General features: G+C 73.0%; 20 protein-coding genes. 9 read left to right on the top strand and 11 right to left on the bottom strand.

The features are described from left to right. Positions 1 to 31 precede the first annotated feature (31 nt). From J2S57_RS32835 to J2S57_RS32815, 5 genes are all read left to right on the top strand, one after another. Positions 32 to 1,168 (top strand): MSMEG_0565 family glycosyltransferase, encoded by a 1,137-nt coding sequence (locus J2S57_RS32835; RefSeq protein WP_307250029.1) that lies wholly within the window; start codon positions 32 to 34, stop codon positions 1,166 to 1,168. A gap of 161 nt (positions 1,169 to 1,329) precedes the next feature. Further along, positions 1,330 to 2,325 (top strand): LLM class flavin-dependent oxidoreductase, encoded by a 996-nt coding sequence (locus J2S57_RS32830; protein WP_307250027.1) that lies wholly within the window; start codon positions 1,330 to 1,332, stop codon positions 2,323 to 2,325. A gap of 350 nt (positions 2,326 to 2,675) precedes the next feature. Then, positions 2,676 to 4,001 (top strand): cytochrome P450, encoded by a 1,326-nt coding sequence (locus tag J2S57_RS32825; protein ID WP_307250025.1) that lies wholly within the window; start codon positions 2,676 to 2,678, stop codon positions 3,999 to 4,001. After that, the gene (locus J2S57_RS32820) at positions 3,998 to 4,369 is read left to right on the top strand and encodes a nuclear transport factor 2 family protein (protein ID WP_307250022.1); all 372 of its coding nucleotides are present in this window, start codon (positions 3,998 to 4,000) and stop codon (positions 4,367 to 4,369) included. Before J2S57_RS32825 ends, J2S57_RS32820 begins: the two co-directional genes overlap by 4 nt. Positions 4,370 to 5,104: 735 nt before the next feature. Beyond that, on the top strand, positions 5,105 to 6,490 hold the full coding sequence (locus J2S57_RS32815) for a GGDEF domain-containing protein (protein ID WP_307250020.1): 1,386 nt from the start codon (positions 5,105 to 5,107) through the stop codon (positions 6,488 to 6,490). A gap of 4 nt (positions 6,491 to 6,494) precedes the next feature. On the opposite strand, the gene J2S57_RS32810 is transcribed toward J2S57_RS32815, so the two are convergent. Both J2S57_RS32810 and J2S57_RS32805 read right to left on the bottom strand, forming a co-directional pair. Beyond that, positions 6,495 to 7,307: an SAM-dependent methyltransferase gene (locus tag J2S57_RS32810; protein ID WP_307250018.1), complete on the bottom strand. Its 813-nt coding sequence runs from the start codon at positions 7,305 to 7,307 to the stop codon at positions 6,495 to 6,497. A 168-nt stretch (positions 7,308 to 7,475) separates the two neighbouring features. Then, positions 7,476 to 7,910 carry a hypothetical protein gene (locus tag J2S57_RS32805; RefSeq protein ID WP_307250016.1) on the bottom strand — a complete coding sequence of 145 codons (435 nt, stop codon included), beginning with the start codon at positions 7,908 to 7,910 and terminating at the stop codon, positions 7,476 to 7,478. 143 nt (positions 7,911 to 8,053) lie between these two features. On the opposite strand from J2S57_RS32805, the gene phoU reads away from it, so the two are divergent. Continuing rightward, positions 8,054 to 8,716: a phosphate signaling complex protein PhoU gene (gene phoU, locus J2S57_RS32800; protein WP_370882735.1), complete on the top strand. Its 663-nt coding sequence runs from the start codon at positions 8,054 to 8,056 to the stop codon at positions 8,714 to 8,716. Positions 8,717 to 8,826: 110 nt separating this feature from the next. Further along, on the top strand, positions 8,827 to 9,450 hold the full coding sequence (locus J2S57_RS32795; RefSeq protein WP_307250012.1) for a hypothetical protein: 624 nt from the start codon (positions 8,827 to 8,829) through the stop codon (positions 9,448 to 9,450). Between the two features lie 19 nt (positions 9,451 to 9,469). On the opposite strand, the gene J2S57_RS32790 is transcribed toward J2S57_RS32795, so the two are convergent. The 3 genes from J2S57_RS32790 to J2S57_RS32780 all read right to left on the bottom strand — a co-directional run bounded on the left by J2S57_RS32790 (position 9,470) and on the right by J2S57_RS32780 (position 11,911). Continuing rightward, entirely contained in the window at positions 9,470 to 10,129 is a 660-nt protein-coding gene (locus J2S57_RS32790) for an IMPACT family protein (RefSeq protein ID WP_307250010.1), read from the bottom strand. A 333-nt stretch (positions 10,130 to 10,462) separates the two neighbouring features. Further along, positions 10,463 to 10,900, bottom strand: coding sequence for an SgcJ/EcaC family oxidoreductase (locus J2S57_RS32785; protein WP_307250008.1), 438 nt, complete (start codon positions 10,898 to 10,900; stop codon positions 10,463 to 10,465). A gap of 69 nt (positions 10,901 to 10,969) precedes the next feature. Further along, entirely contained in the window at positions 10,970 to 11,911 is a 942-nt protein-coding gene (locus tag J2S57_RS32780) for an AraC-like ligand-binding domain-containing protein (protein ID WP_307250006.1), read from the bottom strand. A 132-nt stretch (positions 11,912 to 12,043) separates the two neighbouring features. On the opposite strand from J2S57_RS32780, the gene J2S57_RS32775 reads away from it, so the two are divergent. Continuing rightward, entirely contained in the window at positions 12,044 to 13,243 is a 1,200-nt protein-coding gene (locus J2S57_RS32775) for an L-talarate/galactarate dehydratase (RefSeq protein WP_307250004.1), read from the top strand. A gap of 43 nt (positions 13,244 to 13,286) precedes the next feature. Here J2S57_RS32775 and J2S57_RS32770 read toward each other — a convergent pair whose 3' ends face one another. Next, complete coding sequence (locus J2S57_RS32770) at positions 13,287 to 14,063, bottom strand: SDR family NAD(P)-dependent oxidoreductase (RefSeq protein WP_307250002.1); 777 nt, start codon at positions 14,061 to 14,063, stop codon at positions 13,287 to 13,289. Positions 14,064 to 14,203: 140 nt separating this feature from the next. Then, positions 14,204 to 15,484, bottom strand: coding sequence for an ROK family transcriptional regulator (locus J2S57_RS32765; protein ID WP_307249999.1), 1,281 nt, complete (start codon positions 15,482 to 15,484; stop codon positions 14,204 to 14,206). A gap of 173 nt (positions 15,485 to 15,657) precedes the next feature. Between J2S57_RS32765 and J2S57_RS32760 the strand changes: the two genes are divergently transcribed. Further along, positions 15,658 to 16,500 carry a LacI family DNA-binding transcriptional regulator gene (locus tag J2S57_RS32760; protein ID WP_307249997.1) on the top strand — a complete coding sequence of 281 codons (843 nt, stop codon included), beginning with the start codon at positions 15,658 to 15,660 and terminating at the stop codon, positions 16,498 to 16,500. Here J2S57_RS32760 and J2S57_RS32755 read toward each other — a convergent pair. From J2S57_RS32755 to J2S57_RS32740, 4 genes are all read right to left on the bottom strand, one after another. Beyond that, positions 16,394 to 16,951 (bottom strand): AAA family ATPase, encoded by a 558-nt coding sequence (locus tag J2S57_RS32755; protein ID WP_307249995.1) that lies wholly within the window; start codon positions 16,949 to 16,951, stop codon positions 16,394 to 16,396. The genes J2S57_RS32760 and J2S57_RS32755 overlap by 107 nt on opposite strands. A 96-nt stretch (positions 16,952 to 17,047) precedes the next feature. Continuing rightward, a complete protein-coding gene (locus J2S57_RS32750) occupies positions 17,048 to 18,187 on the bottom strand; it encodes a glycoside hydrolase family 26 protein (protein WP_307249993.1) in 1,140 nt (379 codons plus the stop codon). A 187-nt stretch (positions 18,188 to 18,374) separates the two neighbouring features. Further along, the gene (locus J2S57_RS32745; protein WP_370882734.1) at positions 18,375 to 20,516 is read right to left on the bottom strand and encodes an alpha-galactosidase; all 2,142 of its coding nucleotides are present in this window, start codon (positions 20,514 to 20,516) and stop codon (positions 18,375 to 18,377) included. Positions 20,517 to 20,639: 123 nt separating this feature from the next. After that, positions 20,640 to 21,860 carry an ROK family transcriptional regulator gene (locus J2S57_RS32740; protein WP_307249988.1) on the bottom strand — a complete coding sequence of 407 codons (1,221 nt, stop codon included), beginning with the start codon at positions 21,858 to 21,860 and terminating at the stop codon, positions 20,640 to 20,642. Between the last annotated feature and the right edge of the window lie 37 nt (positions 21,861 to 21,897).

Genomic DNA, 21,897 nt, shown 5'->3' with positions numbered 1-21,897 from the left:
CGAGAAACGCTTTTCGCAGCAGGCTGGGGAGATGCGGATCAGCCTGCTCACCTATTCGACGCGGCCGCGCGGGGGCGTGGTGCACACCCTGGCCCTGGCCGAGGCTCTCGCGCGGGCGGGGCAGGACGTCACCGTGTGGACCCTGGGGCGCGGCGGCGACGAGACGTTCTTCCGCCCGGTCGAGGAGGCGGTGCGGGTGCGGGCCGTGCCCTTCCCCACGCTGGAGGGGGAATCGGTGGGGGAGCGGATCCTGCGTTCGATCGCGGTGCTGGGCGAGGCCTTCGAGGGCGACTACGACGTGGTGCACGCGCAGGACTGCATCAGTGCGAACGCCGTGCCCGGCCGGGTGCGCACGGTGCACCACCTCGACCACTTCACCACGCCGCAGCTGGCGGCCTGTCACGAGCGGGCGATCACCGAACCGGTTGCGCACGTGTGTGTCTCGGCGTCGGTGGCCGGGGAGCTGGAGCAGGGGTGGGGCATCGGGGCCACGGTGATCCCGAACGGGGTGGACGCGCGACGCTTCGCCACCGCGGTGCCCGACGGGTCGTGGACCTCGCGGTTCGGGGAGTTCGTGCTGGCGGTCGGGGGCATCGAGCCCCGCAAGGGCACGCTCGACCTGGTGCGGGCCATGGCCGCGGTGCAGACCGCGCGGCCCGGGGTGCAGTTGCTGGTGGCCGGCGGCGAGACGCTGTTCGACTACCGGGACTACCGCGCGCAGGTCGACGAGCTGGTGGCGGAACTGGGGGTGCGCATGACGGTTCTGGGGCCGGTGCCGGACGACGACCTGCCCGGCCTGGTCGCCTCGTGCGCGGCGTTCGCGTTCCCGAGCACCGCCGAGGGCTTCGGGCTGGCGGCGATGGAGGCCCTGGCCGCGCGCCGCCCGGTGGTGGTGCGCGACCTGCCGGTGCTGCGTGAGGTGTTCCGTGACGCGGTGCGGTTCGCGGGTGACGCGGCGTCCCTGGGGGAGGCGCTGCTGTCCGACCTGGTGGGCCCGGCCGACGCCGGCCGCACCCACCGCGGCTCCGCGTTGGCGTCGGCGCACACCTGGGAGGCGTCGGCGCAGTCCCACCTGGCGCTGTACCGGCGGCTGCTCGATGAGGGGGTTCCCGTCGGGACCGGGCCGCGGCTGCGGGCCCCGGGCCTCAGTGCCGGGTCGGGTGCTTAGTGCGGGCATAGGGCTGCGACGTTCAGCGGCCTCGTCGGTGATCCGGCTGGTGATCGCCGGACCCGGCCCGGTCACGCGTCGACCGGTCCCCACCCCCGTGCGCACACCCTGGTTCCATCGTTGTCCTTCCCCGACACCCGGAACGACGGAGAGGACCGACGATGAGTGGCCGTTCCCCGGTCGGCGCACTGGTTCACGGCACCACCCCGCCCGCCGAGCTGGCCGGAGTCTGCGCCGCCGTCGAGCGTGCCGGTTTCGGCGAACTCTGGCTGGCCGAGGACTATTTCATGCTCTCCGGCCCGGCCGGCGCCGCGATCGCCCTGGCCTCCACGCGGGAGATCGGTGTCGGCATCGGGATCATGTCGGCGGTGGTGCGGCACCCGGCGGTCACCGCCATGGAGATCGCCACCCTCAGCCTCGCCTTCCCCGAGCGCCTCGTCGCGGGCATCGGCCACGGCGTCCCCTTCTGGACCCGGCAGATGGGCCTGTACCCCGCGTCCCCCCTCACCTCACTGCGCGGCGTCCTCGAGACCGTCCGCGCCCTGCTGGCCGGGCAGACCCTCACCGTCGACGACGGCCCCTACCGCTTCGACCAGGTCACGCTCACCCATCCGAACCCGGACGGCGTCGACCTGTACGCGGGTGTCGTCGGGCCCCGTTCGCTGGAGCTGGCCGGGGAGCTCGCCGACGGCACGATCCTGTCCGCCCTGGCCGCGCCGACCTACGTGGCCTACGCCCGCGAGCGCATAGCGGCCGGCGCGGCCCGCTCCGGGCGTGACGTCACCGCCCACCGGATGCCGGTCTTCGTGATCTACAGCGTGCACGAGGACGGGGACGTCGCCCGGGCCCACGGTCGCAGCGCCCTGGCGTTCTACCTCCGGGCGATCGGCCCGAGCGCGCTGACCGGGGTGCACGGCATCCACGAGCGGATGGGGGAGATCCTGGCGCTCGGCGACCTGTCACTCATCGCTGATGCGCTGCCGGACGCCTGGGTGGACACCTTCACGGTGTGCGGTACCCCGGGGGAGTGTGTGACCAAGATCCGGTCCCTGCTGGAAGCCGGGGCCACCTCGGTCGTCCTGGCCCCTTTCCCGGCCGCCGAGAACGACGAGATCCTCGCCCGAACGGCCGCTCAGGTCCTGCCGAACTTCCCCTGACCTGCGCACCTGGGCACCGGAGGGGCCCACCGGCGCCCAGTTCGCGCGTCCGCCGTCACGACCGCATCATCACCGTGGAGGCACACGACCGGCGGCGGACGGGGTGAACGGCCCTCGACGACCTGCCGTCGATGTCCTCAATGTGCTGGACAACCGGGCAGCGCACTAGGTCGAATTGACCTTGGAGTCACTCCGGTACCAGGACCCGTCCGACAGGTGGCAATGACGCGACCCCGCCCGACGACCGGCAGTGACGAGCGCCTAACCTCAGGTCCGCACTCCCGCCCGTCCGAAAGGCCACTCCATTGTCACGCGTTCTGAGGTCCTCGCCGCCGTTGGACGGACCCGGCGTGACCAGGCGTCGCCTGCGTCCCCCGGCGCCCCTGACCAAGCCCTTCACCAAGCCCTTCACCAAGCTGGCCGGGATCATCGTCCGGCGCCGTCTGAGCCGGGGCATCGACCTGCGCACCCTGCGCTTCCTGCCGGACTCGGTCAAGCTGCCGCTCGAGCGCGACGGGATCGACCCGCTGCCCGAGCTGACCCGGCTCACCACCGAGGAACCGGTCAAGAAGCTCGCCACGCTCTTCGGCCGGGACGTCTGGCTCGTCAGCGGGTACGACCAGTCCCGCGCCGGTCTCGCCGACGGCACCTCATGGTCCAACGACCTGGGCCAGTTCGTGTCCCAGGAGGGCCGCAGCGACGAGGAGCAGATCGGCGGCCTCGGCATGACCGACCCGCCGCTGCACACCGCGCTGCGCCGCTACCTGACGCCCGAGTTCACGATGCGCCGGCTGGCCCGGCTCGAGCCGGTCATCGCCCGCATCGTCAACGAGCGGCTCGACGCCATGGAGAGCGCCGGGGCCGAGGTCGACCTGGTCAAGGAGTTCGCCTTCCCGGTCCCGTTCACCGTCATCTGTGAGCTGCTCGGCCTGCCCGTCGAAGACCGCGAGCGCTTCCGCGACCTGGGGGTCGCCCGGTTCGACCTGACCCAGGGCGGCCCGGGCGTGTTCGGCGCCGCCGCGCACACCCGCGAGTTCCTGATCAAGGCGGTCGCGGCCCAGCGCCTGGAGCCCGGGCCCGGGCTCATCGGCGGCCTGCTCAGGGAGCACGCGGACGAGCTCGACGACCTCACCCTCGGTGGCATCGCCGACGGCGTCTTCCTCGGCGGCTACGAGACCTCCGCGTCGATGCTCGCGCTCGCGGTCTACACGCTGGCCCGGACCCCGGGTGCGATGGACCTGCTGCGTGACGACCCGTCCTCGGTCGACCGGGTCGTGGAGGAGCTGCTGCGCCACCTCACGGTCGTGCAGCTGGCGTTCCTGCGCATCGCCAAGAAGGACCTGGTGCTGGGGGACGCGCAGATCAGGGAGGGCGATGTGGTCGGGTTCTCGCTGATGGCGGCGAACCGCGACCCGAAGCTCACCGGTGACTCCGGGGATCCCAACACCTTCAACCCGCACCGCGAGCCGACCCGGCACCTGGCGTTCGGGCACGGCATGCACCGCTGTGTGGGGGCCGAGCTGGCCCGCATGCAGCTGCGGATCTCGTTGCGGGCCCTGGCCGTCCGGTTCCCCGACCTCGAGGTCACCGGGACGCCCGACGAACTCGGCTTCCACAAGCTGTCCGCGGTCTACGGCATCGAGCGGCTGCCGGTGGCGCTGCACGGCCGCCCGTGAGCGCCGGGCAGGCCGGGACGACCTACGTCGAGTTGCTCAAGAGCCGTGACTGGGAGGGCCTGGCCGCGCTTCTGAGTCCCGACGTGGTCTACGAGATGCCGCAGACCCGCGAGCGCATCGTGGGTCTCGAGCGTTTCGTGCGCTTCAATGCTGAATATCCCGGTGACTGGCACCTGTCGGTGCGGCGGGTGGTGGCGGACGGGCCGTCGGTGGCGCTGTGGCTCGAGGTCGCGGTCGGTTCGGAGCGTATGGACGCGTGTGTCTGGCTGGACCTGTCCGCGGACGGGCTGATCACGCGGATCACCGACTTCTGGCCGGAGGCCTACGAGCCGCCGGCCGGGCGGGAGCACCTGACCGAGCGGTGGTGAACCTGGCCCGGTGACCTTGGCCTGGTGAACCTGGCTTGGTGACCTTGGCCCGGTGACCTCTGCTTGGTGACCTTGGCCCGGTGACCTCTGCCTGGTGACCTCTGCCTGGTGACCTTGGCCCGGTGACCTCTGCCTGGTGAACCTCGGCCCGGTGAACCCGGCCCGGTGAACCCGGCCCAGTGACCTCGGCCCGGGTGACCTCTGCTGGGTGACCTTGGCCGGGTGACCTTGGTGGCGTCCTGGGAGCCGGAGTTCCGGTGGCCCCCGGTCTTGGCCGCTTCCGATGCCGGGTGACCTGAGCGGCGGATCGCGCGGTCAAGGCCGGTGCCCCGGACGCCGAGAAGGGGAGAGCTCCTCCGGCACCGGATGAGCGCGGTCGTGGGGGACGACGTCGTGGGCAGAGGTCGAAGGGGACGGTTACCGTCGTGGTGGCCTCTGCCCCCGCGGGATCAGACGCGGGACCGGGCGCGGGATCAGGCGCAAGACCAGGCGCGGGATCGGGTGCAAGACCGGACGCGGGATCGGGCGCAAGACCAGGCACGGGATCGGGCGCAAGACCAGGCACGGGATCGGGCGCAAGACCAGGCACGGGATCAGGCACAAGACCAGGCGCGGGGCCAGGCACAGAATCACGAGCGGGATCAGGCGCGGGACGAGGTCCCGGGCGGGACGCCCGCCTGGTGGCGGCTGCCGCTGCGGGACGAGGCGCTGGCCCGCACCCGCTGGATCGCGGGCGTGGTCATCCTCGGCACGGTCGCGGCCTGCGCCCCACCGCTCGTGCTGGCGAGCGGGCAGAAGGCCTTCATGGCGGCCACGCTGCTGGTGCTGGCCGCCTCGCTCGTGGTGGGTTACCGCCGGGCCCGGGCACCCGTCGCGGCGGACGTGCTCGACGCGGGCTGTTTCACGCTGGTTCTGGTGTTCTCACAGGTGCCGCTGGTCGCGTTCGGCATCGCTTTCCAGACCATCCTGTACCGGGGGCTTTACACCTCCAGCCGGCGGGCGTTGCTGCGGACGGTGCTGTACCTGCTGAGTTTCGTCGTGGGAGTGCCGCTCTGGGCCCAGGCGCAGCCGGAGGCCGATCCCCGGATCTTCCGGGCCGCGCTGGTCGCGGGGCTGCTGAGCACGGCCACGGTGAGTTTCTTCGGGTGGCAGCTGGCCGTCTCGATCGCCGCCCGGGAGGCGAGTGCCCGCCGGGAGCGGCTGATCTCACGCACCGGGCAGGAGTTGCTCGGTGCCCTCGACGAGGCCCGGATCCGCGTGATCGGCCTGCGCGCGATCGAGGCGCTGGTCGCCGACACGCCCGGACTGCGGGCGGTCTCGGTGCGCCGTGACGACCAGGGTGTGAAAATCACCAGCAGCGCCGGATTCCTGGCCCGGACACCCGAACGGCTGCCGCCGGCCGGTGATCTGGGGTCGCCGGCGTTCTGGCGTCCCCTGGGCGAGGACTGCCACTGGGAACCCCTGATCTATGACGAGACGCCCACCGAGGCGGTCGCTCTCGGCTTTCCGGGGCCGGTGCCGAAGGACGTCACGGCCACCGCCGGAAGCATCCTGAACCAGGTGCTGCTGGCCTACCGCAACAGCCTGGCGCACAGCGAGTTACGCGTGCAGGCACTCACCGACCCGCTGACCGGGCTGGTCAACCGCACGGGCTTCACCGAGGCCACCGGGCAGGTCCTGTCCCATCCGGATCCCGGGCCGGTCAGCGTGCTGTTCATCGACCTCGACGACTTCAAGGAGGTCAACGACAACCTCGGCCACGCCGCCGGCGACGCCCTGCTGGTGCGGGTGGCCGCCCTGCTGCAGAGCCTGGTGCGTACGGACGACGTGGTCGCCCGGCTGGGTGGCGACGAGTTCGCGGTGCTGTTGCGCGGTATCGACGAGGACGCCGCCGCCCGCATCGCCGAGCGGGTGGTGCTGGGTACGTCGATGCTGACGTCCGGCCCGGACGGGGAGTACACGATCGGCGCGAGCATCGGCCTGGTGCGCGGCGAACCCGGGGCCGGGCTCGAGGACCTGCTGATCCGGGCCGACCTGGCGATGTACGAGGCGAAGGGGCGGGGCAAGGGCCGGCTCCAGGCCTGGCGGCCGGAGCTGCGGCCGACGACCCGCCCCCGGTGACGTCTCAGCGCCGGGCCACACCGGCGACCGCGAGTGCCCCCTCGGCGTGCTCGGCCTCGTCGGGCCACGAGGGGCGCCACTGCGCGGTCCAGACCAGGCCCGGTTCGACCAGGTCCCAGTCGCCGAAGAACGCCTCGACCTGCTCGCGGGTGCGCACCGCCATCGAGTCCGAGGCCCCGCGGTAGAGCCCGGCCGCCTCGCGGGTGGTGTCCGGGCCACCCGCCCGGCCGGGCTCGTCGATGACGTGCGTGATCGCCACGAAGCTGCCGGGGGCGGCCGCGTCGCGCAACTGGGCCACCGCCTCGTGCGGCTGGTCACGGTCGGGCACGAACGGTAGCACCGAGGCCAGCAGCAGCCCGACCGGACGGGACAGGTCGAGCAGGTCGGCGAGTTCGGGGGAGCCCAGGATGTCCTGCGGGTGGCGCAGATCCGCGCGCAGGACCCCGGTGGCGGGGTCGTCCTTCAGGATCAGCCGGCTGTGCGCGACGGCGACCGGATCGTGGTCGACGTAGAGCACGCGTGCGTGCGGCACCAGCGGCCGCACGATCTCGTGCACGTTGCTCATCGTCGGGATGCCCGAGCCCAGGTCGAGGAACTGGCCGACGCCCTGCCCGGCCATGAACGTGACCGCCCGCTGCACGAACGCCCGGTTGGTCTGCGCCGCGGTCGCGATCGTCGGGATGACCGCGCGCACCTTCTCGGCGAACTCCCGGTCGACGGCGAAATTGTGCGCCCCGCCGAGGAAGTAGTCGTAGACGCGGGCCGGCGAGGGCACGTCGAGGTCGAGTCCGGGAGGTGCCCAGTCCGGCGTGGTCATGGCTGCGGCCTTCCTGAGGTGACGGTTCCGGGAGCGTGCACATCGTAGGGGAGCGAAGAACGCGATTCGGACACGTGGTCCGGCGCCGGTACCCGCGCAGCTTGCGGGTCAGGTAGAAGGTCGGCAGCGCGAAGACGCCCGTCCGGAGCGCATGGTCGGCCTCGCCGGTCAGCAGGGCCGGGCCGCCGGGTGGGCCGCGTGGATCAGCTCGTCCAGGACCCTGCTCGGGTTGTCCATCGGGCCGTCCCCGGAACCCGGCGGGAACCGGAGTGCGACCTCGGGGGTCGTGCGGGCCGCGGGCGCCGGGGCGAACCGGCCGCCCGGAGCGGCGGCGGCCTCGGCGACCGGACCGCTCGGCGCCCCGCCCGGCAACCAGGTCAGGCGATGCCGGTGGACACCGACGACGACGAGGTGGAGCGTCCCGTCGTCGTCGGTGTCCGCGTCGACGAAGCGGGAACCGGCCGGGAGTTCGTGCGCCAGAACGGTGTCCGACTGCACGGCCGTCCACCCGCCGGGGGTGGACGGGGCGGCCACGGCGGCGATCCGGCGCTCGCGGGCGTGGTCGAGAAACGCCTCACGCGTGATGTTGACCAGGAGGACCACGCAGGAAGGGTGCCCTGCCGCCGCCCGAGCCTGGAGGCGCGGTCCCTCACGCCGCTAGGGTGATGATCGACGGTGTCCGGCAGCGTGGCATCGCGTCTCACCGGAAGCCGGGCGGGGAGAGGTGAAACCGCGTGAGCGGAAGTGTGCGCAGGGAGTTCGAGGCCGCGCTGCAGGCCGTCGACGCGCGGCTCGTGGAGATGGCCGAGCTGGCCGGCGAGGCGATCGGCCGGGCCACCACCGCCCTGCTCGAGGCCGACCGGGCCCTCGCCGAGAGCGTCATCGGCGACCGCGAGCGGATGAGCCGGCTGCACGACGAGGTCGAGGAACAGGTTCTGGTGCTGATCGCCCGCCAGGCCCCGGTCGCCACCGACCTGCGCTCGCTGCTGGCCGCCCTGCGGATGAGCGGTTCGCTGGAGCGGATGGGCGACCTGGCCCGGCACGTGGCCAAACTCGTCTGCCTGCGTCACCCCGACTGCGCCGTGCCACCCGACCTGCGTGCCGACATCCAGCGGATGGGCGACAGCGCCCGGCGCCTGGCCGCCCGGGTCGCCGGCATCATCGCCGACCGGGATCTCGACGCCGCCCGGCGCATGGAGGCCGACGACGACGAGATGGACCGCCTGCACCGCGACCTGTTCACCGTGATCCTGCGGCAGCCCCCGTCGGGCGGCGTGCAGGCCGTGGTCGACATGACCCTCGCCGGGCGCTTCTACGAGCGGTTCGGCGACCAGGCCGTCTCGGTCGCGCACCGCGTCGAGTTCCTGGTCACCGGGGCGTCCGAGGCGCTGCACGGCGACGGCTCCTGATTCGGGCGGATGTGACCCAGGTCACTCCGGCTTTCCCGATCCAAATGGGCCCATACCGCATCTCACTTCCTGTCCGGATCGTGACGATCGAACCTCCACAGGGAGCAGTCATGCCAACGCTCAAGAGCACTGCCGCCGCATCGTTCCTGGTGCTCGGTGCGCTGGTGACCACCGCCTGCGGCGGGTCCGACGCGCAGGCCTCGACCACGAGGACCACCACGTCCACCAAGACCAGCACGACCGTGACTCCCACCGACGCCGAGACCGGCACCCGGACCGGCGCCGAGACCGGCACCGAGAGCACCCCGGCGAGCGGCGCCCCGTCGGTCCCGGAAGGCGGCCCGGGCCTCAGCATCATGCCCGGCGAGGTCACGGCAGGCGTCCTCGCCCTCTACGACGAGGGCCTGGAGATGACCGACGACGGCAGCGGCCGCCAGCTGTTCGTCTTCACGTCCGTCGGCCCCGGCCTCTACCAGATCAAGGGCATCGACAGCTCGGGCCAGGACGACCCGCTGTGCTGGCAGATGCCCGAGCGCGGCCAGATCACCCCGTCGGCCATCGGGGCCGGAACCTGCGACCCGGACGACGCCCGGCAGCACTTCACCGTCGAGAAGTCCGGCCGCGACCACACCTTCAGCCACGGCGACGACGGCTACCTCGCAGCCGGTCAGATGGGCATGATCCTGACCCACGACGAGCCGGGCCGCTTCTGGCTCGTCGACCCGAACGCCTGAAAACCCGTGACAACTCCTTCTAGGACTCCATCACCACGGTCTCACCCCGCACCGCCGTGAGTCGCCCCGCGCTCGCGGCGGCCAGCGAGGCGTCCAGGTCACCGAGCCGCCCGGGCGCCACCAGCAGCGAGATGGTGGCGCTCGCGGCGTAGGTCACGTCGTCGAGCTGGGCGTCGCGGCTGTCGGCCCACTCGCGCAGCACGCCCTGCAGGCGCCCCGCGTCTTGGTGCGGCACCTCGATCGCCACTCGTACGGCGGGGGTTCGCCGCACCACGGTGGCGAGGTCGAGCGCCTCGGAGACGGCGCCGGAGTAGGCCCGCACCAGCCCTCCGGCCCCGAGCTTGACCCCGCCGAAGTACCGCGCCACCACGGCCACCAGATCGGTGAGGTCGCGGCGGCGCAGCACCTCGAGCATCGGAACGCCTGCGGTGCCCGAGGGCTCCCCGCCGTCGGACGAGCGCTGCTGGCCGGCGTGCGTGCCGACGATGAGCGCGACGCAGTGGTGGCGGGCGTCCCAGTACTGCTTGCGCACCGCCGCGATCACCGCATCGGCCTCGTCGGTGGTGCGGGCCGGGGCCACGTGCGCGATGAAGCGGGACTTCTTGACCACGAGCTCGTGCTCGAGCGGTTCGGCGATGGTGGACGGGTAGTGCGCCGCACCGGCGAGGGGATCGTCCACCCCACCAGTCTACGGGCGTGGCCGGGAACCGCCGACGACACCGGATCCGTGCCGGACGCCCGGCGCGTCACCCGCAGTCTCGCCGGGTAGTCGCCGAGGCCGCTGCGGTCGTCTGACGGGCAACGGATTCCGGCCGGAGGTCGATCAGTTCGTCGAGGAGACGCCCTCTTTGGTGCCGTGGGCGGCGGAGGCGACCGGGACGTCCGTCATGGTCTGTGAGGCAGAAGCTTTCGGTTCGGCGCCGACCGGGAGCACGGTCGGCGCCACTGCACACGTTCGACGCCGACCTCGCCGATCTGCACCAGGTGCTGGTGCGCGGCAGGGTCTTTCGCCTTAGGCGCTCGTCTCGAGGGCGTCGAGCTGCATCTGGCGCTCCAGGCCCACGATGCGGGAGTTCTGCGAGACCACGACCTGCCAGCGCCCGTCCCGCCACTGCACCACGAACAGCTGCATGGAGTCGCGGGTGGGCAGCGGCTCGGTCTCGCCGTCCATGATCACCCGCAGCCGGTTGTGCACGTAGGCCAGCCCGGGCTCGACGATCCGGGCCAGCACCACGTCGTTGTCGACCAGGCGCGTGCCCTTCAGCACGGTGTCGAACAGGGGCTGGTGGAACGCCACGATCGCGGGGCGGCCGCTGAGCCGGGTGCCGTCGAAGGCGATGAACTCGGCGTCGTCGGCGAAGTCCGCGGTGAAGCCCTCCGCGTCACCCCGGCCCCAGGCCTCGCACATCCGGGCCGGGATCTCGGAGAGGGACTGAACGGACTGTTCCATGGCGGCTGTCACTTTCACTCGATGTCCACGGGCGCACGGATGGTGCCCCCGTGGACATCGTGATGCGCCCTAGTGCGCCCCGCCATGACGATCCGTGCGCGAACGCGGCGACATCCCACCGGGGTACCGGCGCCGGTACCCGGACGGTGACGTGCCGTAGGCGGCCTTGAACGCGCGGCTGAAGTGGGCCGGGTCGGTGAACCCCCAGCGGGTGCCGACGACCGCGACCGGCAGGCGGCCCGCGACCAGGTCGTCGCGGCAGCGCTCGAGCCGGCCGGCGCGGATCAGGGCGGCCACCGTGAGCGGCTGGTCGCGGAAGAGCTTGTGCAGACGGCTCAGTGAGATGTGGTGGGCGGCGGCCACCGACCCGGGGGAGAGCCCGGGGTCGTGCAGGCGAGCGGTGATGTGGGCCCGCACCCGGGTGCGCAGCGTCTCGTCCTCGGTGTGGCCGGGGTCGCCGAACTGCCCGGCCAGAGCGGAATCGAGGACGCCCGCGATCATCGTTCCGGTGCGGGTCGCCTCCTGCGGGGCGAACGTCTCGATCGACCCGAGAGCGGCCTTCACCAGCGGCATCATCAGGGCCCCGGACCCGTGGGCGCCGGAGAGCCGGCGCCCGGCGAGCGCCCGGGTGTCGGCCTCGAGCAGACGGCGGGGCACGAGCAGGCTCAGGTGCCGCGACCAGCCGCTGCGCACCCGCACGGGCCGGGCCGGATCGACCACCACCAGGTCTCCGGCGCTCAGCTCGGCGGTGCCGCCCGGCTGCTCGACCCGCGCCTGACCGGCGACGATCATGTCGACCTGGCAGAACGGGCGGTCGCGGTCGCGGACCCCGTCCTCGTCGCGCACGCAGTCACCGGGTGGGGTGTCGAAGCCGGCGATGTGCACGGGGCCGAGCCGCCCGGTCACCATGCGCCCGCGGAAGGCGCCCTCGAGCGGGGCCCGGCTGCGCAGCGGGGGCAGACCGGTCGTGGCCAGGGTGGCGGCCCAGGTGTCAGGACTGGTGATCAGCATGGCGCCCAGCACCTTACGCGGGTGGTGGGCATGCATGCCGAGCGGGCATCAGGCGATGTCGGATTGATGTTGGACCGGCGTCGGAGGGGGCACCTAGCGTCGGAGGGGACCCCCGATCGAAGGAGATCCGTGATGACGCTCGAGACCAGCACCGTCGTCCCCGACCTGTCCGGGCTGCACCTGGGGGCGGGGGAGGCGGCCGGTGACCGGATCACCGGGGTGCGCACGTCGCTGGCGTTCCTGCCGCTGGGCAACCCGATCAGTGACGCGAAGGTCTTCACCGGTCGCCAGAAGCCGCTCACCGAGATCGCTTTCGTCTTCGCCGAGATCACCACCGAGTCCGGGCTGAGCGGGCTGGGCTGGGCCTACTCCAAGCGGGCCGGGGGCCCGGGGATGTACGCGCACGCCCGCGAGGTGGCTCCCGGGCTGCTCGGGGAGGATCCCAGCGACATCTCCCGCCTGTGGACGAAACTCGTCTGGGCGGGGGCCTCGGTCGGGCGCAGCGGCCTGGCGACGCAGGCGATCGCCGCGTTCGACGTCGCGCTGTGGGACCTGAAGGGCAGACGGGCCGGCCTGCCGCTGGCCAAGCTGATCGGGGTGCACCGCGACACGGTGGCCGCGTACAACACCTCCGGCGGGTTCCTGTCGATGCCGATCGAGGCGGTGGTCGAGAACGCGCAGCGCTCGGTGGCGAACGGCATCGGCGGGATCAAGCTCAAGGTCGGCCAGCCCGACCGGAAGGCCGACCTGGCCCGGGTGGCCGCGGTGCGCGAGGCCGTGGGCGACGAGTTCACGCTGATGGTGGACGCGAACCAGCAGTGGAACCGTCAGGACGGGTTGCGCATGGGGCGGGCCCTGGAGCCGTTCGGTCTGGAGTGGATCGAGGAGCCGCTCGACGCCTACGACGCGCAGGGGCACGCGCAGCTCGCCGCCGCGCTCGACACCCCGATCGCGACGGGGGAGATGCTGACGAGTGTGGCCGAGCACGCCGAGCTGCTGCGGCTTCGGTCGGTGGACTACCTGCAGCCGGACGCGCCGCGGGTCGGGGGCATCACGCCGTTCCTGAAGCTGCTGGCGCTGGCCGAGCACGCCGGGGTGAGCCTGGCGCCGCACTTCGCGATGGAGATCCACGTGCACCTGTCGGCGGCCTACCCGCACACGGCGTGGGTGGAGCACTTCGAGTGGCTCGAGCCGCTGTGGAACGAGCGCCTGGAACTGCGGGACGGGCGGATGGTGGTGCCGGCCCGGCCCGGCCTGGGGCTGTCGCTGAGCGACCAGGCGCGGGCCTGGACGGTCGAGACCACCACGGCCGGAACGCTTTCCGTGAACTAGAGGCTCGGGCGGGCCGCTGTGCCGGGGCGGCCCGCCCGGGACCTCAGTGGCCGAGCTGCGCGCCGCCGTTGATCTGGATGATCTGGCCGGTCACGTGGCGCGAGGCCGGGGAGGCCAGCCAGCGCACCGTCCCGGACACGTCCTCCGGAACGCCGGCGCGCCCGAGAAGCGTCTGCCCGGCCAGGGTCTCGTGCCGCTGCGCCGACATCTGGCCCTGGAAGAACCCGGTCTCGGCGATGTAGCCGGGCGCGACCACGTTCACCCGTACCCCGTCGGGGCCCAGGGCACTCGCGAGATCGTAGGCGTACGGGTGCAGGGCGGCCTTGGTGCCCGCGTACGAGCCGCTGCCCGAGCCCCGGTAGGCCGCGATCGAGCTGAACAGCAGGATGCTCGCGCCGTCGGCCACCCCGCCCAGCTCGCGCAGCCCTTCGATCAGGGTGACGGCGGTGAGCACGTTGGCCCGGAAGTTGGCCTCCCAGTGCCAGGCGGCCCAGGCCGCGCCGCCCGCCTCGGCCAGTCCGGCCGGGGCGTCGCCCGACAGAGCCGCGTTGGCACCGGCGGCGGCCACGATCACGTCGAAACCGCCGTTGGCCGTGGCTGTTTTCAGTGCTGTCGTGAGTGCTTCGCCGGGCTCCGAAAGATCGACGGCGACAGGGCTGACGGACGCGGCGCCGGCCTCACGGGCCCGGGTGGCGACCTCGTCGAGACGGTCGGCGCGCCGGGCCAGCAGGGTCAGGTCGGTGTCGTCCCGGGCCAGGTCCACGGCGATGCGGGCGCCGATACCGCTGCTGGCGCCTGAGACACAGATGCGCCGGGTCATGCGGACTCTCCTCAACGTAGGCGGCACGAACCCGTCCATTCTGCCCGAGTCGGTCCGGAGGAGGCCGGGTGCGCGTGGGCGGGGCTGCGTGGTCCGGGTCGGGCGAACCGGGCCAGGTGGACCGGGTCAGGTGGGCCGGGTCAGGGGGCCGGTGCGGCGGCCGGGTCCTCGTGGAAGGCGAGCGCGGCGGCCCCGACCGCGGCGGCGTCGGCGATGTGCGCGGCCAGGGTGACGTCGACCGCGCGCCCGCCCAGCTCGTGCAGCCGTTTCTCCAGCACGGCCACGTAGATCGAGCCGGCGGTGCTGAACGACGGCCCCGCCAGCGCGAGCGAGTCGAGGTCGAGGAGACCCGCGAGGGTGACCACCGCGTCCGCAAGCCGGTTCGCCGACTCCTCGACCAGCGACAGCGCCACCGCATCGCCGTGCACCGCGGCCGACGCGACGGCCCCGAAAGCCCGGAAGGGATCGGTGTCGTCGGTGAACCCGGCCGCCCGGGCGCGCGCGGCGACGGCGTGCGGCGCCGCCAGATCCTCGAGCGTCGGGCCGGCCCCGGCCCCAGCTCCTGTTCCAGCCCCGGCACCGGTCCGAGCGGCGGTTCCGTGACCGCCCCGAGGCCCGGCCCCGGCCTCGCCCCAGGAACGGTGGAAGTGCAACCGCCCCAGCTGCCCCGGGTTCCCGGTGGCCCCGCGGTGCACGCTGCCGCCCAGGACGAAGCCGGCCCCGATCCCCGCGCCCATGTAGAGGGTGCAGTGGGCGGAAGCCGCGCCGGTGCGCCCGTTCCAGAGCTCCCCGACGGCGGCCGCGGTCGCGTCGGTGTCCATCACCACGGGCACGCCGAGGGCCTGGGCCAGGGTGTCGCGCACCGGATGGCCGTCCCAGCGGGGCAGCGACCGCGAGGTCCGGATCGAGCCCGCCGCCGGGTCGATCGTGCCGGGGACCGCGAGCCCCGCGCCGACCAGCTGCTCGGGTCCGATCGCGGTCGCGCGCAGCAGGGTGTCCACGTGACTCGCGATCGCGGTGACGACGTCGGCCGGGTCGTCCTGCCGGGCACCCCGGGTGCGCATGCGACCGACGACGGCGCCCCGCGCGTCCGTGATCACCACCACGATCCAGTCGGCCCCGAGCTGCACCCCGACCGCGCACCGGGCGCGGGGCGAGACGGTCAGCATCACCCGGGGTTTGCCGCCGGTGCGCTCGCGCAGCCCGCTCTCCTCGACCAGGCCGTCGTCGAGCAGCGAGCGCACGGCGTGGGTGATGGACGCGGGGGTCAGGCCGGTGATCTCGGCCAGCTCGACGCGGCTGATGGGGGAGCGGGTGCGGATGAGGTCGAGGACCTGACGGCGGGTCGTGGTGCGCGGTGCCCGCCGGGGTCGTCCGAGTGTCTCCGCCGCGACACCAGGGCCGACATCCGCTCCGTACACGAGCCGAAGCATCGCACGTCGAAGGGCCTGCCGCGTGCAGACGGGATGGGCAGCGCGGCAGCGAGGCGGCGCGGCAGCGAGGCAGCGCGGCAGCGAGGAGGGGCCAGGGGCGCACGGGTGCCCGGCCGGAGGTGGCGGTCCCTCGGCCCGTCCCTTACTGGCATGCTGGCGGGGTGAGGTCGGGACGCGGGCCGCGGGTCGGGATGGCGCTGCTGGCGATGAACGAGGGCGGCGGGCTCGAGCCGTTCTACGCCGATCTGCTGGCCGGGCTGGAAGAGGAGCTCGACCGGCACGACGGGTCGGTATTCCTGCACGTGGTGCCCGATCTCGAGGCCGAGATCCTGGCCTACCGGCGGTGGCGCAGCGAGGATCTGGTGGACGCGGTGGTCGTCTCCGATCTCGTCGACAACGATCCGCGGCAGGCGGTGTGCGCCGAGCTGGGCCTGCCCGCGGTGCACATCGGGGGCGATCCGGCCTCGGGCGACTGGGTGGTCGACTACGACAACGCCAGTGCCATGCGCGAGGCGGTGAACCACCTGACCGGGCTGGGGCACGTCCGCATCGCCTGGGTCTCCGGGCCGGGACGCTACCGGCACACCCAGGCGCGCGCGTCGTCCTTCGTCGAGGCCCTCGCCGCCGCCGGCGGGCAGGGCCTGCGCCGGGAGGGCGACTACGGTGCGGCCGCCGGAACCGCGCTCACCGCCGACCTGCTCGACGCCGACCCGCCGCCCACGGCCGTGGTCTACGACAACGACCTGATGGCGGTCGCGGGTCTGCGCGAGGCCCACCGGCGCGGCCTGCGGGTGCCCGGCGACCTGTCGATCCTGGCCTGGGACGACTCGGCGAACAGCCGCATCTGCCATCCGCCGCTGTCGGTGGTCAGCCGCGACGTGCACGAGCTGGGCGTGGTCACGGCGGGGATGCTGCTGCGGGCGGTGCGGGGTGAGGCCCCGGTGCCCGAGATCCCGCCGGTGGCCCAGGTGGTGGCCCGGGCCTCGACGGCTCCGCCAGCCTGACAACCCCGGCGACGAGTTCCTCGACGGGCCGGGTGGCGTCGAGCACGGCGTCGAACGCGTCACGCCCGCGCAGCCGTTCGATGTGCTGGATGTGCGTGGGGAGCCACTGGATGTTGCTCCATCCCTCACGCCGCTCGCGCTCGGCGGCGCGTTCGCGCATCACCGCCTCGGGCAGGTCGAGCAGGACGATGCACCAGCCCTTCTCGCGCAGCCGGGTGACGTCCTCGTCGTCGATGATGCTGTAGGCGAGCACCACGTCCCGCTGTTCGGAGAGCTCGGCGATGAGGTGCCGGGTCTGGCCGCGCTTGCGGTCGAGGTGCGGCCAGACGCCGTGGTTGACCCGGAGGATCTCCTCGTCCATGTCGAGCACGGGGCAGGTCAGCTCGCGGCGCAGGGGCGCCATGAGCGTGGTCTTGCCGGCGCACGGGGCGCCGAGGAGGAACAGCCGCACGGGTCACCTCGCTGTGACGGTGCCGTCGGCCGGCCTGCCGACGTGGGGGAAAAGCCCGATTCTAGGCCGTTCCCCCACGCGTCCGCAGGAGCACCGCTACTTGCGCAGTTTCGCCAGCTGGCTCTTGTAAGCAGCCGCCGCCTTCGGGTTCTCGGAGTCCGACAGCGAGCACCCGCAGTACGCCGCACTGGCGTTGAACAGTGACACGAAACGGATCGAGCCCGGATCGGCCTTCTGCTTCGCGGCCAGCCAGGAGTACACGGCCTCGAAGAACTTCGGGTTGTCCCCGCCGGACGCGCTCGAGCCCGAGTACACGCTGAACTCGCCCAGCCCGAACGTCAGGCCGCGCTCACGGGCGAAGTCGTACCAGTAGTTCCAGCCGTAGGGCCTGGTGAAGTGCGACTGGATGCCGGCCTCGGTGGTGAACGGCTCGTACCAGTCGTAGGCGTCGAGCGCGATGACGTCGACCTTGCCCTTGACGTAGAGGCTTTCGATCGCGGCGACGGTCCCGTTCTGGGCGCCGCCCTCGTTCGGGTTGAACACGATCTGCAGCTTCGGGGCGGTGGTGCGCATCAGCGTGACCGCACGGGAGAACTGGGCCGTCCAGGTCTTGGCATCGGTGGCGTGCGAGAAGCAGCAGTTCATCTCCCAGCCCAGGCGCACCAGGGCGTTGGAGTCCACCGCGGCGATCCTGGTACCGAGGTCCTTCCAGTTCTGGTCGGTGCCCTTGTCCCCGTCGTTCGTCCACAGCGGCACCGACAGCACGAAGTCGTCGCGCTCGGCCCTGAACGTCGAGGGCACGGTGCCCGCCCACCAGTTGTTCAGCTGGGCCGGCCAGGACGCGCGGTCGGTGTAGGCGCCGACGTTGTCCACCGGGGCGCCGCGCCAGGCGGCGAAGCTCGTGGCCTTCGACGAGGAGTGCTCGAAGAAACCGCCGTCGCTCCAGGGCATCCCCGAGGCGTAGGTGCTGGCCGGGGTGGGGGTGGTGGGTGCCACCGTGGGGGTCTTCGTCGGGCTTGCGGACGCGGTGGTGGACGGTGTGGGCAGCGGCGCGTCCGGGTGCTGGAGGATGTAGTTGCGGACGGTGGTGTTCGCGTCCAGGGCCTGCTGCTGGGTCGGGTTCTTGACGGCGCCGCCCGACGTCGTGGTGGTCTTGGCGAAGGCGTTGCCCGCGAGCAGCACCCCCGATATCGCGAGGGCGGCGACGACAGCACTGGCCGGGTGGACGCGTCTCATGGGAGAACTCCTTCTCAGGCGCGGGGGGACCACGGAGGCGGGACGAACCGGCGTCCTCGCCTCCGCATCTCCCTTCGGCCCTCCCGGCGATCACCTGGCGTCCCGACGACGGTGATCCACCCGTAAGGGGGACAAGAAGCTCCGTTCTGGGCACGTGCTACAGCCGCTCCCAGCCGCTACACCGCCGCTACACCGCCGTCACGTGCAGCACGAGCGCCTGCTGCGGCCACAGCGCCGGGATCTGCAGCCCGACCCGCTCGAGCACCCGGCCGGTCAGCACCACCTCACCCGCCGTCAGCCACGGCGGCGTGACCCAGCCCCACTTCGCCGTGCCCACCTCGTCGCGCACCCGCACCCGGTAACGCCGCCGCGGGTCCAGCCCGGGCAGGCGAACCGGCTCCGGGCGCGCGTCCTCCATCGACGCGACCGTGGCCACCGTCCACACACCGGCGCTCCGGTCCTCGGCCACCACACCCCGCACCCGCAGCGCCGGATCCCGGACGTCGGAGTGCACCACCGTGCCCGTGTGCAGCAACGGGCGCAGCTCGCGGTACAGCCCGGCGAACCGCCGCAGCCGCGCGACCTCGGCCTCGTCGCACTCGAGCACGTTCCACTCGAAGCCCGCCGAGCCGGTGAGACTCGTGGCCAGCCGGAACGACAGATCCACGGTGCGCCCCGAGCTGTGCGCGGTCGGCGGCCCGGCGTGCGCGCCGATCAGCTCGGGCGGCAGCAGCAGCTCGGTCCAGCGCTGGATGTCCTGACGTTCCACCGCGTCGTTCGAGTCGCTGGCCCACACCCGGTCGGCGACCTCGAGCACACCCAGGTCACAGCGCGCGCCACCGCTCGAGCACGACTCGATCTCCAGACCCGGGAAACGGGCCTTCAGCTCGGCCATCAACCGCAGAGCCGCCACGGTCTGCACGTGCACCCCGGGCCGGCCGTCGTGCCGGGCGTCGACCAGGTCACGGTTGTGGTCCCACTTGACGAACGCCAGCCCGAGGCCGCCGACCAGGGCGCCCATCCGCTCCAGCAGGTACGCGTACGCCTCGGGACGCGCCAGGTCCAGCACGTACTGCGTCCGCCACGACAGGCCTCCGGGGGAGGGAACCTGAACCGGGTCGTGCAGCAACCAGTCCGGGTGCTCACGCGCGAGATCGGAGTCCAGGCTGACCATCTCGGGCTCGAACCACAGACCGAACTGCATCCCGAGCTCCCGCACCCGCCCCGCCAGCGGCTCCAGCCCGTCCGGCCACACGCTGCGGTCCACCGACCAGTCGCCCAGGCCCCGGGTGTCGTCGCGCCGGGCCGGGAACCAGCCGTCGTCGAGCACGAACCGCTCCACGCCGATCTCCGCGGCCCGCTCGGCCAGCCGGGCCACGGTCGCCGGGTCGTGGTCGAAGTACACGGCCTCCCAGGTGTTCAGGACGAGAGGACGCGGTGCCCGCGGATGCCTCTCCCGTGACCTCAGGTAGGTGTGGAAGCGGGCGCCGATCCCGTCGAGCCCCGCGTCCGACCAGGCGAACCAGGCCGTGGGGGAGGAGTACTCGTCACCGGGGGCGAGCCGGATCTCGCCCGCCCGCAGCAGCTCACCGGCCCCCAGCAGCGTGGGCTGGTCGGGCAGCCGGTCGGTGCGGTAGGTGACGTCGGCGCTCCAGGCCAGGTGCACGGCCCAGATCTCGCCGTCGCGGTTGCGGGCCGGCCCGTCGGAGAGCGCCAGGAGCCAGGGCTGATCGTGACCCGGCCGCCCGCGCCGGGTCTGACGGGCCGTCGACCCACGGCCCAAGGGCGTTCTCCGCGGGGCCTTCTCGCGGGTCCAGCGACCGGAGAAGGTGAGCACGTCGTCCGCCCGCGTCGGCACCGGCAGCGTCGGCTCGACCCACTGGACCTCGAGATCCGAGTGGTCACTGGTGACGGTGTGCCGCACCCCGAGCAAACCGCCGGGTTCCAGGTGCAGGCGCGTGGTGAGACGGAGGCCGGCGGCGGAATCGACGATGCGGCTGACGATTTCGTGCTCACCGGCCGTGACACTGTCCCGGCGCCAGCGGGGGATCAGCGGCACGCCGTCACGTACGAGCTGCACCCCGGGTCGCCCGGGCCAGCCGTCCGGTTCGGCCGGCACCAGGCTCGGGCGCCAGGCCGCGTCGAGCGTCCCCGGTGGCGTCTGGCGGTGGTCGGCGTCGACGAGGGCAGCGAGGTCGCCCGCGTCGAGCGGCCCCAGCCCGGCACCCCAGTACTGCACGACCGGGGCACCGTCGGCAGGGTGCCGCACGATCACGGCGACCCCGTCCCGGCTGATGGAGGACGTCGTGGTCGCCTCGGCGGTGGGGATCTCGCCTGCACCGGTGGTCGTCCCGGCCTCGGTCGTCCAGGTGGCGGTGGGGGCGGGTTCGGTGGTCACGGAACTCCTTGTGTGGTTCGGTCCGGCGGGCGCCGGAGGGGACGGCCAGGGTGCTCAGTGGGTCAGGGGCCAGGCCCTCCGCCCGACGTCGGCCAGCGGGTCGGCGAGGACCAGGGGCGAGCGCAGCACCACCAGGGCCCCGCCCACGGCGGCGGCGACCTCGGCGTCGGGCGACACCATCACCCGCACCGGCCGCAGCAACCGCGCCAGCGCCCCGCGTCCGGCCGCCCGGGTCGCCGCCTCCACGTACAGCGGGCCGGCCGTCACCAGCGCCGGGCCGGACAGCACCACGGTGTCCAGGTCGAACAGGTTCATCAGCGTGACCACGGCATCTCCCAGACGGTCCGCGGACTTTCGCAGCAGCGCCGTCGCCCGCCCGTCCCCGTCCGCCGCGGCCACCGCCAGCCGCTCGAAGTCCACCAGCGTGTCCTCCGGACGCCCGGACAGGCCCAGCCGCACCCGCTCCCGCGGATCGGCCGCCGCCTGCCCGACCACCGCCGCCGGACCGGCCGTCACCTCCGCGCACCCCCGGTTGCCGCACGCGCACACCTTCGCCGCCGGATCCAGCGGCACGTGCCCGATCTCCACCGGGTTCGCGGTCGCACCCCCGAACGACTCCCCGCCCAGCACCACCCCGCCGCCGATGCCCCCACCCACCCAGACGACACCGAACGACTCCGCGCCGACCGACCCCGTCCACCGTTCGCTCACCGCCGCCGCCGTCGCGTCGTTCTCGAGAAGCACCGGCAGGTCGAGCAGTTCGGCCAGGGTCGAGGTCAACGGGAAACGCTGCCAGGCGATCGTGGGCTGGGCGGTGAGGATCATGCCGCGCTCGCGGTCCTGCGGCCCGTGGGTGACCAGGCCCAGCCCGAGCACCCGGTCGCGGGGCACGCCGGCCGTCGTCAGCAGCTCCTCGACGTGGGCGGCCAGCGCCGTCAGCGTCACCTGGGGCGGGTCGTCACCGGCCCCGGGCGAGCGGGACGCGGCCAGCTGCCCACCCGCGAAGTCGGTGACCACGGTGGTCGTGGTGCTGCGGGAGAGCTGCACGCCGACGGCGTACCAGGCGTCCGGGGCCAGGCCGAGCAGACGCCGGGGCGAGCCGACGGCTCCGGGACGCCGGCCGGTCTCGCGCACCAGCCCGGCGGCCAGCAGGTCGCGCACCGTGTTGGTGATCGTCGCCGGGGTCACGCCGGCCCGTTCGGCCAGTTCGACCCGGCTGACGGGGCCGGAGGTCCGGATCAGGTCGAGGACGAGGGCGAGGGTCGGAGTCGCCAAAGTGCTCCCTCGGGAGGGGGATTGAGACAGGTCAGGG

It is taken from the genome of Kineosporia succinea, assembly GCF_030811555.1.
GTDB lineage: Bacteria > Actinomycetota > Actinomycetes > Actinomycetales > Kineosporiaceae > Kineosporia > Kineosporia succinea.
The sequence above is the reverse complement of the archived record's forward strand: the minus strand, read 5'-3'. Positions and strand labels throughout refer to the sequence as shown.